At 65.1% G+C, this 14,244-nt stretch carries 11 protein-coding genes and 1 pseudogene; 5 read left to right on the forward strand and 7 right to left on the reverse strand.

The features are described from left to right. Positions 1-278: 278 nt before the first annotated feature. The 4 genes from grpE (at position 279) to F3J19_RS00455 (ending at position 6,390) form a co-directional block, all read left to right on the forward strand. Positions 279-854 carry a nucleotide exchange factor GrpE gene (gene grpE / locus F3J19_RS00440; RefSeq protein ID WP_167036029.1) on the forward strand — a complete coding sequence of 192 codons (576 nt, stop codon included), beginning with the start codon at positions 279-281 and terminating at the stop codon, positions 852-854. A gap of 193 nt (positions 855-1,047) precedes the next feature. Then, entirely contained in the window at positions 1,048-3,000 is a 1,953-nt protein-coding gene (gene dnaK, locus F3J19_RS00445; RefSeq protein WP_167036032.1) for a molecular chaperone DnaK, read from the forward strand. A gap of 267 nt (positions 3,001-3,267) precedes the next feature. Continuing rightward, positions 3,268-4,407: a molecular chaperone DnaJ gene (dnaJ, locus tag F3J19_RS00450; protein ID WP_167036035.1), complete on the forward strand. Its 1,140-nt coding sequence runs from the start codon at positions 3,268-3,270 to the stop codon at positions 4,405-4,407. A 24-nt stretch (positions 4,408-4,431) separates the two neighbouring features. Beyond that, the gene (locus F3J19_RS00455) at positions 4,432-6,390 is read left to right on the forward strand and encodes a bifunctional anthranilate synthase component I family protein/class IV aminotransferase (protein WP_167036038.1); all 1,959 of its coding nucleotides are present in this window, start codon (positions 4,432-4,434) and stop codon (positions 6,388-6,390) included. 54 nt (positions 6,391-6,444) lie between these two features. Here F3J19_RS00455 and panB read toward each other — a convergent pair whose 3' ends face one another. From panB to hda, 6 genes and pseudogenes are all read right to left on the reverse strand, one after another. After that, entirely contained in the window at positions 6,445-7,260 is an 816-nt protein-coding gene (panB, locus tag F3J19_RS00460) for a 3-methyl-2-oxobutanoate hydroxymethyltransferase (RefSeq protein ID WP_167036041.1), read from the reverse strand. Positions 7,261-7,296: 36 nt separating this feature from the next. After that, positions 7,297-7,977 carry a deoxynucleoside kinase gene (locus F3J19_RS00465; RefSeq protein ID WP_167036044.1) on the reverse strand — a complete coding sequence of 227 codons (681 nt, stop codon included), beginning with the start codon at positions 7,975-7,977 and terminating at the stop codon, positions 7,297-7,299. After that, entirely contained in the window at positions 7,974-8,519 is a 546-nt protein-coding gene (gene folK, locus F3J19_RS00470; protein WP_167036047.1) for a 2-amino-4-hydroxy-6-hydroxymethyldihydropteridine diphosphokinase, read from the reverse strand. The genes F3J19_RS00465 and folK overlap by 4 nt, the downstream gene beginning before the upstream one ends. Positions 8,520-8,567: 48 nt before the next feature. Beyond that, a complete protein-coding gene (gene pcnB, locus F3J19_RS00475) occupies positions 8,568-10,181 on the reverse strand; it encodes a polynucleotide adenylyltransferase PcnB (protein ID WP_167036050.1) in 1,614 nt (537 codons plus the stop codon). Then, the gene (locus F3J19_RS00480; protein WP_167036053.1) at positions 10,178-10,864 is read right to left on the reverse strand and encodes an HAD family hydrolase; all 687 of its coding nucleotides are present in this window, start codon (positions 10,862-10,864) and stop codon (positions 10,178-10,180) included. Before F3J19_RS00480 ends, pcnB begins: the two co-directional genes overlap by 4 nt. 190 nt (positions 10,865-11,054) lie before the next feature. Continuing rightward, positions 11,055-11,738 (reverse strand): annotated as a pseudogene (gene hda / locus F3J19_RS00485) (DnaA regulatory inactivator Hda); the annotation flags it as partial. 311 nt (positions 11,739-12,049) lie between these two features. Between hda and purM the strand changes: the two are divergent. Next, a complete protein-coding gene (gene purM / locus F3J19_RS00490) occupies positions 12,050-13,117 on the forward strand; it encodes a phosphoribosylformylglycinamidine cyclo-ligase (protein WP_167036058.1) in 1,068 nt (355 codons plus the stop codon). Positions 13,118-13,282: 165 nt separating this feature from the next. On the opposite strand, the gene miaA is transcribed toward purM, so the two are convergent. After that, entirely contained in the window at positions 13,283-14,227 is a 945-nt protein-coding gene (miaA, locus tag F3J19_RS00495; RefSeq protein WP_167036061.1) for a tRNA (adenosine(37)-N6)-dimethylallyltransferase MiaA, read from the reverse strand. Between the last annotated feature and the right edge of the window lie 17 nt (positions 14,228-14,244).

Consider the following 14,244-nt stretch of genomic DNA (forward strand, 5'->3'; position numbering starts at 1 on the left):
TTCCGATGTATGAGTGGAGAATAGGCCAGTTGCCGGCCGCACTCAATCCCTATCTGATTGCGCCACGTTAACGGTTGTTACGGCGCATTTCGCCTGCACACCGGTGGTGCGAAAAGAGCCCCGAGAGCCGCTTGAAACGGCTCTTTGCGGCCCCATCTGCAGTTTTGTATGCGGTTGCGCGCGAACGCGCGTGTCGCGATTTTGCAACGCACAAATCCCGACGCGTGTCATGTGTTTGCGTCACCGTTGGTTTTTACTTTTTAACGACTTTCAGCGACATGGAAAACACGCAAGAGAACCCGACGAGCCAGACTCCCACGCCCGCCGACGAAGCCGCGCGCCAGGCCGCCGAGGCCGCAGCCGCCCCGCAGGAAGCCGCCGCGGGCGCCGAAGCGCCGGCAGCCGGCGAGCAGGCGCTGGCCGACGCTCAGGCGAAGATCGCCGAGTTGCAGGAAAGCTTCCTGCGCGCGAAGGCCGAAACCGAGAACGTGCGCCGTCGCGCTCAGGAAGACATCACCAAGGCGCACAAGTTTGCGATCGAGAGCTTCGCCGAGCATCTGCTGCCGGTGATCGACAGCCTCGAAGCGGCCGTCGCCCATTCGTCGGACGACCTGCAGAAGGTTCGCGAAGGCGTCGAACTCACGCTGCGTCAATTGAGCGGCGCGCTCGAGAAGGGCCGCGTCGTCGCCATCAATCCGGTCGGGGAGAAGTTCGACCCGCATCGCCACCAGGCTATCTCGATGGTGCCGGCCGACCAGGAGCCGAACACCGTCGTCGCGGTGTTGCAGAAGGGCTTCGTGATCGCCGATCGCGTGCTGCGTCCCGCGCTCGTGACCGTCGCGGCACCGAAGTAAGCGCCGCGCGGCTTCGCTCGGGCGGCAGTCCCGTGATTGAAAAAATTTAAAGACCGCATCGTAAAAGAGGTCTTGAAAACGATGTGGCCGCACTTATTTTGAGTGCAGGTATGAATTGAGAGCGGGGCGCCTTCGGGCCGGATGGGCCAACCGGGCGCTTCCCGCAGCGATCAAAGTCAGGAGATTAGTAAAAATGGGCAAAATCATCGGCATCGACCTCGGCACGACCAATTCGTGCGTGGCGATCATGGAAGGCAACTCGGTCAAGGTGATCGAGAACTCGGAAGGCGCGCGCACCACGCCGTCGATCATCGCTTACATGGAAGATAGCGAGATCCTCGTTGGCGCGCCGGCCAAGCGTCAGTCGGTCACGAACCCGAAGAACACGCTGTACGCGGTCAAGCGCCTGATCGGCCGCCGCTTCGAAGAGAAGGAAGTGCAGAAGGACATCGGCCTGATGCCGTACAGGATCATGAAGGCCGACAACGGCGACGCATGGGTCGAAGTGCGCGATCAGAAGCTCGCTCCGCCGCAAATCTCCGCCGAAGTGCTGCGCAAGATGAAGAAAACCGCTGAGGACTACCTCGGCGAGCCGGTTACGGAAGCCGTGATCACGGTGCCGGCGTACTTCAACGACAGCCAGCGTCAAGCGACCAAGGACGCGGGCCGCATCGCCGGTCTGGAAGTCAAGCGCATCATCAACGAACCGACCGCTGCGGCTCTCGCGTTCGGTCTGGACAAGGCCGAAAAGGGCGACCGCAAGATCGCGGTGTACGACCTGGGCGGCGGCACGTTCGACGTGTCGATCATCGAAATCGCCGACGTCGACGGTGAGAAGCAGTTCGAAGTGCTCTCCACGAACGGCGATACGTTCCTCGGCGGCGAAGACTTCGACCAGCGCATCATCGACTACATCATCGGCGAGTTCAAGAAAGAGCAGGGCGTCGATCTGTCGAAAGACGTGCTCGCGCTGCAGCGCCTGAAGGAATCGGCTGAAAAGGCGAAGATCGAACTGTCGTCGAGCCAGCAGACCGAAATCAACCTGCCGTACATCACGGCCGACGCGTCGGGTCCGAAGCACCTGAACCTGAAGATCACGCGCGCCAAGCTGGAAGCGCTGGTCGAAGAGCTGATCGAACGCACGATCGAGCCGTGCCGTGTCGCGATCAAGGACGCGGGCGTGAAGGTCGGCGAAATCGACGACGTGATCCTGGTTGGCGGCATGACCCGCATGCCGAAGGTGCAGGATAAGGTGAAGGAGTTTTTCGGCAAGGAACCGCGCCGCGACGTGAACCCGGACGAAGCCGTGGCCGTCGGTGCCGCGATCCAGGGCCAGGTGCTGTCGGGCGACCGCAAGGACGTGCTGCTGCTCGACGTGACTCCGTTGTCGCTCGGCATCGAAACGCTCGGCGGCGTGATGACGAAGATGATCAACAAGAACACCACGATCCCGACCAAGCACGCGCAGGTCTACTCGACGGCTGACGACAATCAGAGCGCCGTGACGATCAAGGTGTTCCAGGGCGAACGCGAAATGGCAGCGGGCAACAAGCTGCTCGGCGAGTTCAACCTCGAAGGCATTCCGCCGGCCCCGCGCGGCGTGCCGCAGATCGAAGTGAGCTTCGACATCGACGCGAACGGCATTCTGCACGTCGGCGCGAAGGACAAGGCGACCGGCAAGGAAAACCGCATCACGATCAAGGCGAACTCGGGCCTGTCCGAAGCCGAAATCGAGAAGATGGTGAAGGACGCCGAAGCGAACGCGGAAGAAGATCACAAGCTGCGTGAGCTGGCCGACGCCCGCAACCAGGGTGACGCGCTTGTTCACAGCACGAAGAAGGCGCTCACCGAATACGGCGACAAGCTGGAAGCTGGCGAGAAGGAAACGATCGAAACCGCGCTGAAGGACCTCGAAGACACGCTGAAGAACGCGTCGAGCGACAAGGCCGCGATCGAAGCGAAGATCGAAGCCGTGGCTACCGCCTCGCAGAAGATGGGCGAGAAGATGTACGCCGACATGCAGGCTGCGCAAGGTGCCGAAGCGGCAGCAGCGGGTGCGGCGGCGGGTGCCGGTGCATCGGCGGGCGCGAGCCAGCAGGCCGACGACGTGGTCGACGCCGAGTTCAAGGAAGTGAAGAAGGACTAAAGCCAGGTCGTCATCCGACCGTAAAGCCGCGCACAGCAATGTGCGCGGCCCGGCTGCACAAAAAACGGCGTCCTTTCGGACGGTCTGAGTGCAAGAGCGGTTATCGCGCCTGGCGAGCCTTTTCGGCTCTCCGGGCACATTTGTTTTATGGAGGGCGTTGTTTTGAGTCGCGTCGAAGCGGGTGAAAACAACGGCCGGACGAGTCGTGAGACTCCAGCATTCAAAAGGAGCTACCGCGCCGCATTGCGCGGGTGGCGTTGAACCGATATGGCGAAACGGGATTACTACGAGGTTCTGGGCGTCGCAAAGAACGCGAGCGACGACGAAATCAAGAAGGCTTATCGCAAGCTCGCGATGAAGCACCACCCCGACCGCAACCCGGGCAACAAGGATGCGGAAGAGCATTTCAAGGAAGTGAAGGAAGCCTATGAAATGCTGTCGGACTCGCAAAAGCGTGCCGCGTACGACCAGTACGGCCACGCGGGCGTCGATCCGAACATGGGTGGGGCCGGCGCCCAAGGCTTCGGCGGTTTTGCCGATGCATTCGGCGATATTTTCGGCGACATCTTCGGCCAGGCGGCCGGGGGCGCCGCACGCGGCGGCGGCCGTGCCGGTCCGCAGGTCTATCGTGGCGCCGATCTGCGCTACAGCATGGAAATCACGCTCGAACAGGCCGCGCATGGCTACGACACGCAAATCCGCGTGCCGAGCTGGGTTTCGTGCGAAGTCTGTCACGGTTCGGGCGCAAAGCCCGGCACCAAGCCGGAAACCTGCCCGACCTGTAGCGGCTCGGGCTCGGTGCGCATGTCGCAGGGCTTTTTCAGCATCCAGCAGACCTGCCCGAAGTGCCACGGCACCGGCACGTATATTCCCGATCCGTGCGGTCACTGCCACGGCGCAGGCAAGGTGAAGGAAACCAAGACGCTGGAAGTGAAGATTCCGGCCGGTATCGACGACGGCATGCGTATCCGCTCGGCCGGCAACGGCGAGCCGGGCATCAACGGCGGTCCGTCGGGCGATCTGTACGTCGAGATTCACATCAAGCAGCATTCGGTGTTCGAGCGCGACGGCGACGACCTGCATTGCCAGATGCCGATTCCGTTCACCACGGCGGCGCTCGGCGGCGAGATCGAAGTGCCGACGCTCGCGGGCCGCGCGAGCTTCACGGTGCCGGAAGGCACGCAGTCGGGCAAGACGTTCCGTTTGCGCGGCAAGGGTATCAAGGGCTTGCGCTCGAGCATCGCCGGCGATCTGTATGTGCACGTGCAGGTCGAAACGCCGGTCAAGCTCACCGACACGCAGCGCGATCTGCTCAAGCAGTTCGAGAAGGCGCTCGTGGAAGGCGGGGCGCGGCACAGCCCGCAGAGCAAGAGCTGGTTTGATCGGGTGAAGAGTTTCTTCGATTAATCGCAGTCCGATTCGGCGATAAGCATGACGGCGGATGAGCGCGGCGCGGTATTCGCGCTGCTCGACGATTGCGGCGCAACGGCGGCGCGCCGTTCGAGTCGTCTGTACACGGGTTTTGTGCATGAGCGGGTCTGCGCGGATGCCGCGCTGCTCGACGCCGTGTGCGCAAGCGTCGTCGCGGACGCGCGCAGCGGTTTGCATGCCGTCGTGCTCGCCGACTATGAATTCGGCCGCGCGCTCATGGGTCTCGATGCGCGCCGGTCTTCGGAAACGCAGCGTGGCAATGCCGCGCTGCGTTTTTTATTGTTCGAACGCTGTGCGAGGCTTTCGCGCGAAGAGGTCGATGCATGGCTGATCGCGCGCGACAACGACGCGCTCGAGCCTTCGGTCGCGGGCACGGCCAACGTGCGCGCGAGCGTCGATTCCGCGCAGTTCAACGCGGCGATCGAGGCGATTCACGCTGCCCTGCGCGCGGGCGATTCCTATCAGGTCAACTACACGTACCGGCTCGGTTTCGACGTATTCGGGCCGCCGGTGGCGTTGTATCGGCGCTTGCGCGCGCGCCAGCCGGTGCCGTTCGGTGCGCTTGCCGCCTTGCCGGGCGGCGGCTGGGTGTTGTCGTGCTCGCCGGAGCTGTTCGTCGAGAAGCAGGGCGCGACGTTGCGCGCGCGGCCGATGAAGGGCACGGCGCCGCGCTCGCACGATCCATCCGCTGACCAGCGGACCGCCGAGTTTCTCGCCAACGATCCGAAAAACCGCGCCGAGAACGTGATGATCGTCGATCTGTTGCGCAACGACCTGTCGCGCGTCGCCCAGACCGGTTCGGTCAAGGTGCCGGCGCTGTTCTCGGTCGAGCCGTATGCGTCGGTCTGGCAGATGACGTCGACGGTGGTCGCGACGTTGCAAGGCGGCACGTCGTTTGCCACGATCCTGCGCGCGCTGTTTCCGTGCGGCTCGATTACCGGCGCGCCGAAGCATCGCACGATGCAATTGATCGACGAACTCGAAAGCACGCCGCGCGGGTTGTATACGGGCGCGATCGGCTGGCTCGATGCGCCTTTTGCGAATGCTGACAGCGCGCAGTCGGATGCCGTTACACACGCCACCGTTACCCACGCAGAGGCGGCCGCGAACACGTCCTTGTGCGGCGACTTCTGTCTCTCGGTCGCCATCCGTACGCTAACGCTGAGTCCATCCGCGCAAACGCAAGCGGGCGACACCACCTGTTTCCGCGGCAGCATGGGCATCGGCGCGGGTATCGTTCTCGACAGCGTTGCCGCCGACGAACATGCGGAGTGTCAATTGAAAGCACGTTTTCTGACCGGCGCGGAGCCGGGCTTCGAACTTTTCGAAACGATGTACGCGACGCGGGAAGACGGCGTGCGGCATCTGGCGCGCCATCTGCGGCGCCTGTCGTCGAGTGCGGCGACGTTCGGCTTTGGTTTCGACGAAGCCGGCATTCGCGAGCAGATCGACGCACAGTGTGCGGCGCTGCCCGGACAAACGCCGCATCGCGTGCGGCTCGCATTGAGCAAGAGCGGCGCGGTGCAGATCACGGCCGCGGTGCTCACGCCGTTGACGGAGTCGACCGTCGGCGTTCTGCTCGGCGCCGAACAGCAGTTCGCGCCGACGCAGGCGAACGATCCGCTGCTGCGCCACAAGACCACCCGCCGCGCCGGCTACGACCGCGGCTGGCGTGAAGCCGAAGCGAAGGGCGCATTCGATACGCTGTTCTTCAACGAACGCGGTGAGCTGACCGAAGGCGGCCGCTCGAACGTATTCGTGAAGCTCGCGGGGCAATGGTGGACGCCGCCGCTCGAATCGGGCGTGCTGCCAGGCGTGATGCGGAGCGTGTTGCTCGAGGCGGCGGCGGGCCTGCAGGCCGGAGAAAGAGTACTGACCCAGGTCGACGTGCTGAATGCCGAGGCGCTGCTGGTCTGCAACGCATTGCGCGGCGCGGTGCCGGCGCGGGTCGTTCGCTAGAGCGCGAAGCGGAGCCGCGGCGAAGCACACAGAAATTTCAACAGAAGCGCTGCATCAGAACGTGTGCTCGGCGCTTGGAAACGCTCCCTCTTTCACCGCCCGCACATACGTCTCGACCGCCGCCTGAATGCTCGGCTGCCCCTGCATGAAATCCTTCACGAAGCGCGGACGCTTGCCGGGGAAAATCCCGAGCATGTCGTGCAGCACGAGCACCTGACCCGAGCAGTCGAGCCCCGCGCCGATGCCGATCGTCGGAATGCGCAACTGCTTCGTGACCTCGCTCGCGAGTGGCGACGGAATCGCTTCCATCACGATCAGCTGCGCGCCGGCTTCCTGTACCGCGAGCGAATCGCGCAGCAACTGGCTCGCCGCCGCTTCGGTCTTGCCCTGCACCTTGAAGCCGCCGAACGCATGCACCGACTGCGGCGTGAGCCCGACGTGCGCGCACACCGGAACCGAACGCTCGACCAGATGACGCACCGTGCCCGCGAGCCATTCGCCGCCTTCGAGCTTGACCATCTGCGCGCCCGCGCGCATTAGTTCGACCGCGCTTCTGAACGCGTCTTCCGGCGTGCCGTACGTGCCGAACGGCATGTCGGCAACGATCAGCGCCGACGGCCGCGCGCGTGCGACGCTCGCCGTGTGATACGCGATGTCGGCAAGCGACACCGGCAGCGTGGTTGTCTGCCCTTGCAGCACATTGCCGAGCGAGTCGCCGATCAGCAGCACGTCGACGCCCGCGCGGTCGAGCAGCGCGGAAAAACTCGCGTCGTAGCAGGTGAGCATCGCGATTTTTTCGCCGGCGTCGCGCATTGCCTGCAGTTTCGGCACGGTGATAGCGCTCCGGCTCGCTTCCTGCAAATAGGTCATGGTTAATCCAATGGAAAAAGAAATGGCCGAGCCCGCTTAGAGCGAGGTGCCTTTGACGAAGAATTCCTTGCGGCCGCGCATCGTCTCGATGCGTTCGGCGAGCAGCGCGAGGTCCGCATCGGAGTCGAGTGGATTCAGGTGCTCGGCGTTGACCGTCAGCACGGGCGTGTGGTCGTAGTGGTAGAAGAACTCGTTGTATGCGTCGCAGAGCGCGCGCAGATAGGCGTCGGAAATCTGCAGTTCCATCGGCACCGCGCGCTTCTGGATGCGCGCGAACAGCACCTCGGGGCTCGCCTGCAGATAGACGACGAAGTCCGGCGCGGGCGCGCTGACGTCGAGCCGGGCGGCGAGCGCGCGATATAGCTGCCACTCGTCTTCCTGCAAGGTGAGACGCGCGAAGATGTCGTTTTTCTGCGTGAGAAAGTCGGCGACGAGCGGCGTGCCGGTGGCCTGCGCCGCGCTCACTTCGTGCGCCTGCTGCGTGCGTTGCAGCGCGAAGTGCAGTTGCACCGGCAGCGCGTAGCGCGCGGTATCGCGATAGAAGCGTTCCAGAAACGGATTCTCGTGCGGGCGCTCGAACAGCTCCTGCATCGACCAGCGTTGCGCGAGGCGCCGCGCGAGCGAGGTCTTGCCGACGCCGATCGGCCCTTCGATCGCGAGATAGCCGAACGGCGGACGTAGTTGCGGCGCGGTGACCGTGAGCGGCGGCGAACTCATTCGCAGCGGCCCTTATCGGCGGAATCGTCGCCGTTCAGCGCGTTGAGCATCGGGCACTGGCACGGCCCCTTCATCTTTTCGATGCGCTGATCGCGGACATGTTCGAGCAGCGCGCTAGCGCGCCCATGTTGCGGAATGATGATCGCCGCGTCGATTTCGACGAGCGGCACGAGCGCGAATGCGCGCTCCACGAGACGCGGATGCGGCACGATCAGATCGGCTTCGTCGATCGACTGATCGCCGTACAGCAGGATGTCGAGGTCGAGCGTGCGCGGGGCGTTGCGAAACGGCCGCTCGCGGCCGAAGTGATGCTCGATCTTGTGGCACAGCGCGAGCAGATGCCGCACGGGGAGCGTCGTTTCGAGCTTCACGACGCAGTTGAAATAGTCGTCGCCGCCCGCGTCGATCGGGGCGGTGCGATACAGGCTCGATTTGGCGAGCACGGTGATGGTGTGCTGTTGTGCGAGGCACACCACCGCGTCTTTCAGGGTCTGACGCGCGTCCCCGAGATTCGCGCCGAGACCAAGATAAGCAACCGTCATGGCATAACTTCCTGCAACTATCGTTCGACGGCTTCCGCGAACGCCGCGTCAGTCTTCGTGCGAGCCTGTGTGGCCCGCGTCGTTGTCCGTGCGTTCGGCTGGTGTGCCGCCCTCCATTCCGTCACCTGATTTGCGGTTTCTGGCGCCTCCGCGCCGCCGGCGTTTTCTGGGGCTCCGGTCCTTCCCGCCTTGCGTGAGCAATGTCTCGCGCGCGGCGGCGTCTCCTTCGATGAACTCCGTCCACCATGCGCCGGCCGACTCGTCGAGTTCGCCCGAGGCGCAGCGCAACAGGAGGAAATCATACCCCGCTCTAAATCTTTGGTGTTCCAGCAGCTTCAGCGCGCTGCGGCCCGAACGTTTTTCGAGGCGCAGCTGCAGACCCCAGATCTCGCGCATGTCGGCCGAGAAGCGCTTGTGGATCGCGAGTTTCTCGGTTTGCATGTCGAGCACTTCGTCCATCGCGCGATGCAGCGCGGGCACCGGGTACTCGCCTTCGGCCTCGAATTTCTGCCAGCGCTGCTGCACGTCGTGCCACAGCAGCGTCGCGAACAGGAAGCCCGGCGAGACCGGCTTGCCGGCCAGCACGCGCGCGTCGGTGCTGGAGAGAGCGAGCGAGATGAATTTCTCGCCGGTCGGCTGTTCGAGCACGACGTCGAGCAGCGGCAGCAGTCCGTGATGCAGGCCTTCCTGGCGCAGCCGCTTCAGGCATGCGAGCGCGTGACCCGACAGCATGAGCTTGAGCATCTCGTCGAACAGACGCGCGGCGGGCACGTTGTTGATGAGGTCGGCCATCTTCTTGATCGGCGCGCGCGTTGCGTCGTCGATCTCGAAGCCGAGCTTGGCGGCGAAACGCACGACGCGCAGCATGCGCACCGGGTCTTCGCGATAGCGCGTGGCCGGGTCGCCGATCATGCGCAGCAGGCGTGCGCGGATGTCGGCCATGCCGTTGTGGTAGTCCAGCACGGTTTGCGTGGCCGGATCGTAGTACATCGCGTTGATCGTGAAGTCGCGGCGCGTGGCGTCTTCGTGCTGCTCGCCCCAGACGTTGTCGCGCAGCACGCGGCCGCTCGCGTCGACCGCATGGGTGCGGCGGTCGAGCTCGTCGCGCTTCAGGCGCTTCGGCGGCGCGGCGTCGGCCGCGGGCGGATCGACGAGCGCGCGGAACGTCGAGGTCTCGATGATTTCCTGGCCGAACTGCACGTGCACGATCTGGAAGCGCCGGCCGATGATGCGAGCGCGGCGGAACAGCTTCTGCACCTGTTCGGGCGTCGCGTCGGTCGCGACGTCGAAGTCTTTCGGTTTCACGCCGAGCAGCAGGTCGCGCACCGCACCGCCGACGATGAACGCACGGTAGCCCGCCTGTTGCAGACCTTCGGTGACGCGGATCGCGTTGCGCGAGATCAGCGTGGGGTCGATGCCGTGCACGTCGTGCGGAATGATGACGGGCGCGTCCGGTTCGCGCGGCGCTTTGGCGGCGGCCGCGGCGGATTTGCGGCGCGGCTTCGCGGCCGTGCCGGAAGCGCTCGTGCCGGCGCCGGACTTGCCGCGCGCCGATGCGTTGCCTTTGGCGTCGCCGGCCTCGGCGTGGGTTTCGGCGGAGAGCGTGTCGTCAGCGGTCGCCGCGTCCTGGCCGAAGAGCTTGCGAATGAGTTTCTTGATCACGAGGGTTGAAAGAGTTCGAGGATGCGCCAGCCTTTGGCTTGCGCATGGGCGCGCAACGTGTCGTCCGGATTGGTCGCGATGGGATCGGTGACTTTTTCGAGCAGCGGGATGTCGTTGTGCGAATCGCTATAGAAATAGCTGTGCTCGAAGTCGCTCCAGTTCTTGCCGAGCGAGGCGAGCCACATTTCGGTGCGCACGATCTTGCCTTCCTTGTAGCTCGGCGTGCCGGTCGGGCGGCCCGTGTAAGCGCCGTGCGGATCGCCGCCGACGGTTTCCGCCTCGCAGGCGATCAGCGCGTCGACGCCGAATGCCTGGGCGATCGGCCGCGTGATGAATTCGTTGGTGGCGGTGACAACGCAGCAGAGGTCGCCCGCTTCGCGGTGCTGCTTCACGAGTTCGAGCGCGGCCGGCAGGATGGCCGGCGTGATGACCTCGTGCATGTACTGCGCGTGAAGGTCGGCAAGCTGCGCGCGCGAGTACCTGGCGAGCGGCGTCAGCATGGCGATCAGATAAGCGTGAATGTCGAGCTGGCCGGCTTTGTAGTCGGCGTAGAAGCGGTCGTTTTCACGGGCGAAATTTTCGGCGTCGACCATGCCTTTTTTCACCATGAAGCGGCCCCATTCGTGGTCGCTGTCGGTGGGAATGAGCGTGTGGTCGAGATCGAAGAGTGCGAGGTTAGCCATGGGGGCCTATTTTACTTGAAGCGGGAGAGACGGCGTATGAACCTGCCGGGTCGGCCAGGGACGCGCCGGTGCCCGGGCCTTCGTGCGCGGCGGCCGGGCCGGATGCGGATGAGGCTGGCGCAGCGGATGCCCCCCCTGCGGCCGGGCCGGTAATGGAGCCCGTGGAACCGCCGCGCCGCTCGTCCGCGCCGGGCGATGCGAGCATCGTGCGCAACAGCGGCAGCGTGACCGCGCGCTTCTGTTCGAGCGAGAAGCGGTCGAGCGCGTCGAGCAGCGCCATCAGGCTCGGCATGTCGCGGCGAAAATGCGTGAGCAGGTAGGCCGGCACGTCGTCGGCGAGCATGATGCCGCGCTCGCGCGCCGCGCGTTTGAGCACCGCGGCCTTGGCGTCGTCGGGCAGCGGCGCGAGATGAAACACGAGACCCCAGCCGAGCCGCGTGCGCAGATCCTCGCGCACGGTCATGCCGATCGGTGGCGCGTTGCCCGCGGCGACCAGCGCACTGGTCGGGTGCGCGCGTACTTCGTTGAAGAGGTTGAACACGGCGATCTGCTGCGCGGCCGACAGCGCATCGCAGTCGTCGATCGCATAGAGCGCGACGCGCGGATCGAAGCCGAACGCGGCGAGGCTGCTCTGCGGGCCGGCGAAGCGCGCATGGCCCGGCGGCGCTTCGTGCACGAGCGCCTGCAGCAGATGCGTGCGGCCGCTGCCGGCTTCGCCCCAGACGTAGAAGGTGCGATCGGCGACCGGCCCGGCGGCGAGCGCGTTGTCGAGCTCGCGCAGACGCGTGACCAGCTCGGCGTTCACGCCGGCGAAAAAATTGTCGAATGTCGATGGCGGCGGGGTGCCGAGATCGAGCGTCAGTTGACGAAGCACAGTAGGTTAATGCCGAATTAATGCCGAAAATAAGGCTCGGGCCGCACCGGGCCCGAACCTCGGGGCCTGAAGCGTCAAGCAAGCCGATCAATCAAGCGGGTCAATCAGCGCTCAGTGGTTGCAGGGCGTGCTCGCCGGGCTGCCGGGCCGCGCGTCGCGCGAACGCGGCGGATGGAATCGCGCGTGGTAGCGGCACGGGAATCGGAGTGTCGTAGGGCAAACTCGTTTCCGGCTCGGTCGAACGCGCGAATTCCAGCCAGGCGGCCGGCATCGGGTAAAATCGCATTTTACCGACCTTCGAGCTCTTCCCCATGAATCAACCGAAATCCACCCCGTCTTCAACCGATTCGGCCCAAGGTTTGTCGTATCGCGACGCCGGCGTGGACATCGATGCGGGCGACGCCCTCGTCGACGCCATCAAGCCCTTTGCCAGGAAGACTCTGCGCGACGGCGTGCTGGGCGGCATCGGCGGATTCGGCGCGCTGTTCGAAGTGCCGAAGAAGTACAAGGAGCCGGTGCTCGTGTCCGGCACCGACGGCGTCGGTACCAAGCTGCGCCTCGCGTTCCAGCTGAACCGCCACGACACGGTCGGTCAGGACCTCGTCGCGATGAGCGTCAACGACATCCTCGTGCAGGGCGCCGAGCCGCTGTTCTTCCTCGACTACTTCGCCTGCGGCAAGCTCGAGGTCGGCACGGCGGCCACCGTCGTCAAAGGCATCGCGCACGGTTGCGAACTGTCGGGCTGCGCGCTGATCGGCGGCGAAACGGCGGAAATGCCGGGCATGTACCCGGACGGCGAATACGACCTGGCCGGTTTCGCGGTCGGCGCGGTGGAAAAGAGCAAGATCATCGACGGCAGCAAGATCGCTCCGGGCGACGTGGTGCTCGGTCTCGCGTCGAGCGGCATTCATTCGAACGGTTTCTCGCTGGTGCGCAAGATCATCGAGCGCGCCAATCCCGATCTGAACGCAGAGTTCGACGGCCGCACGCTGGCCGACGCGCTGATGGCGCCGACGCGCATCTACGTGAAGCCGCTGCTCGCGCTGATGCAGCAGATCGAGGTCAAGGGCATGGCGCACATTACGGGCGGTGGCCTCGTCGAGAACATTCCGCGCGTGCTGCGCGACGGTCTGACGGCCGAGCTCGATCAGCGCGCATGGCCGCTGCCGCCGCTGTTCTCGTGGCTGCAGAAGCACGGCGGTGTCGCCGATGCGGAAATGCACCGTGTGTTCAACTGCGGTATCGGCATGGCGGTGATCGTGGCGGCGGCGGATGCCGAGGCGGCGATCGGTTCGCTGTCCGCGGCGGGCGAGCAGGTCTGGAAGATCGGCACGGTTCGCGCAAGCGCGGCCGGCGAAGCGCAGACGGTGGTGGTCTAAGGGTTTAAGGTTTGAGCGGTTCGCGCGGCTTCCTCAGGGCGTCGCGCGGGCCGCGGTGGTTCAAGGTCGTTCAGGTCGGTTCGAATGTGCTTGAACTATTTGTTTGAACTTCGAAGAGCCGGTTCCGGATTCTTCAGATTCGCGTTTTCCTTCTCTCCCGGCTGTTCAGGCCAGTGCCTCGATCAACTCCACCACCCGCGCCGTTGCGTGCGGATCGCAGCAATCCACCACCTTTCGCTCCGTCATGCTGCGCAGCCACGTAAGCTGGCGCTTGCATAGCTGACGCGTCGCGAAGACTCCCTTGTCGCGCATGGTTGGGTAATCGACCGCGCCGTCGAGGTATTCCCACACCTGCCGATAGCCGACACAACGCATCGACGGCATCTCGGGCAGCAGATCGCCGCGCGCGCGCAGCTTCGCGACTTCATCGACGAAACCGTGCGCAAGCATCGCGTCGAAGCGCTGCTCGATACGCTGGTGCAGTACGCCGCGCTCGGAGGGCTCCAGCGCGATCGGCACGAAGCGCCAGGCCGACGCGGCAGCGTCGATGCGCGCGGGCGCAGCAAGCAGCGTCGCCATCGGCTGGCCGGTCAGCATGAACACTTCGAGCGCGCGCTGGATGCGCTGCGAATCGTTCGGCGCGAGGCGCGCGGCCGTGACCGGATCGACCGCGGCGAGCCGCGCGTGCAGCGCGGGCCAGCCGTCGCGCGCGGCGTCGGCGTCGAGTGCTGCGCGCACGTCGGCATCGGCGGCAGGCAAATCGTTGAGCCCCTGCGTGAGCGCCTTGTAGTACAGCATCGTGCCGCCGACCAGCAGCGGTAGCCGGCCGCGCGCATGAATCTCGCCGACGAGCCGCAGCGTGTCGGCGCGAAATTGCGCGGCCGAATACGAGTCGGCCGGATCGACGATATCGATCAGATGATGCGGCGCGACCGCGCGTTCTTCCGCCGTCGGCTTGGCGGTGCCGATGTCCATCTCGCGATAGACGAGCGCCGAATCGACGCTGATGATCTCGACCGGCCGCCGCGCGGCCAGCGCGAGCGCGGCGGCGGTCTTGCCGGACGCGGTCGGGCCGAGCAGGCAGGGGATCGGAGCAGGGTGTGACGTCATGGGCAAGCGGGCGCGCG

Origin of the sequence: Burkholderia sp. Ax-1724, from assembly GCF_011752995.1 — a bacterium.
Lineage (GTDB): Bacteria > Pseudomonadota > Gammaproteobacteria > Burkholderiales > Burkholderiaceae > Paraburkholderia.

Bases quoted from the DNA above. Each gene is read 5' to 3' on its own strand.
- miaA (WP_167036061.1), bottom strand. From the start codon at position 14,227: ATGACGTCACACCCTGCTCCGATCCCCTGCCTGCTCGGCCCGACCGCG.
- grpE (WP_167036029.1), top strand. From the start codon at position 279: ATGGAAAACACGCAAGAGAACCCGACGAGCCAGACTCCCACGCCCGCC.
- folK (WP_167036047.1), bottom strand. From the start codon at position 8,519: ATGACGGTTGCTTATCTTGGTCTCGGCGCGAATCTCGGGGACGCGCGT.
- dnaK (WP_167036032.1), top strand. From the start codon at position 1,048: ATGGGCAAAATCATCGGCATCGACCTCGGCACGACCAATTCGTGCGTG.
- purM (WP_167036058.1), top strand. From the start codon at position 12,050: ATGAATCAACCGAAATCCACCCCGTCTTCAACCGATTCGGCCCAAGGT.
- F3J19_RS00480 (WP_167036053.1), bottom strand. From the start codon at position 10,864: ATGGCTAACCTCGCACTCTTCGATCTCGACCACACGCTCATTCCCACC.
- F3J19_RS00465 (WP_167036044.1), bottom strand. From the start codon at position 7,977: ATGAGTTCGCCGCCGCTCACGGTCACCGCGCCGCAACTACGTCCGCCG.
- panB (WP_167036041.1), bottom strand. From the start codon at position 7,260: ATGACCTATTTGCAGGAAGCGAGCCGGAGCGCTATCACCGTGCCGAAA.
- F3J19_RS00455 (WP_167036038.1), top strand. From the start codon at position 4,432: ATGACGGCGGATGAGCGCGGCGCGGTATTCGCGCTGCTCGACGATTGC.
- dnaJ (WP_167036035.1), top strand. From the start codon at position 3,268: ATGGCGAAACGGGATTACTACGAGGTTCTGGGCGTCGCAAAGAACGCG.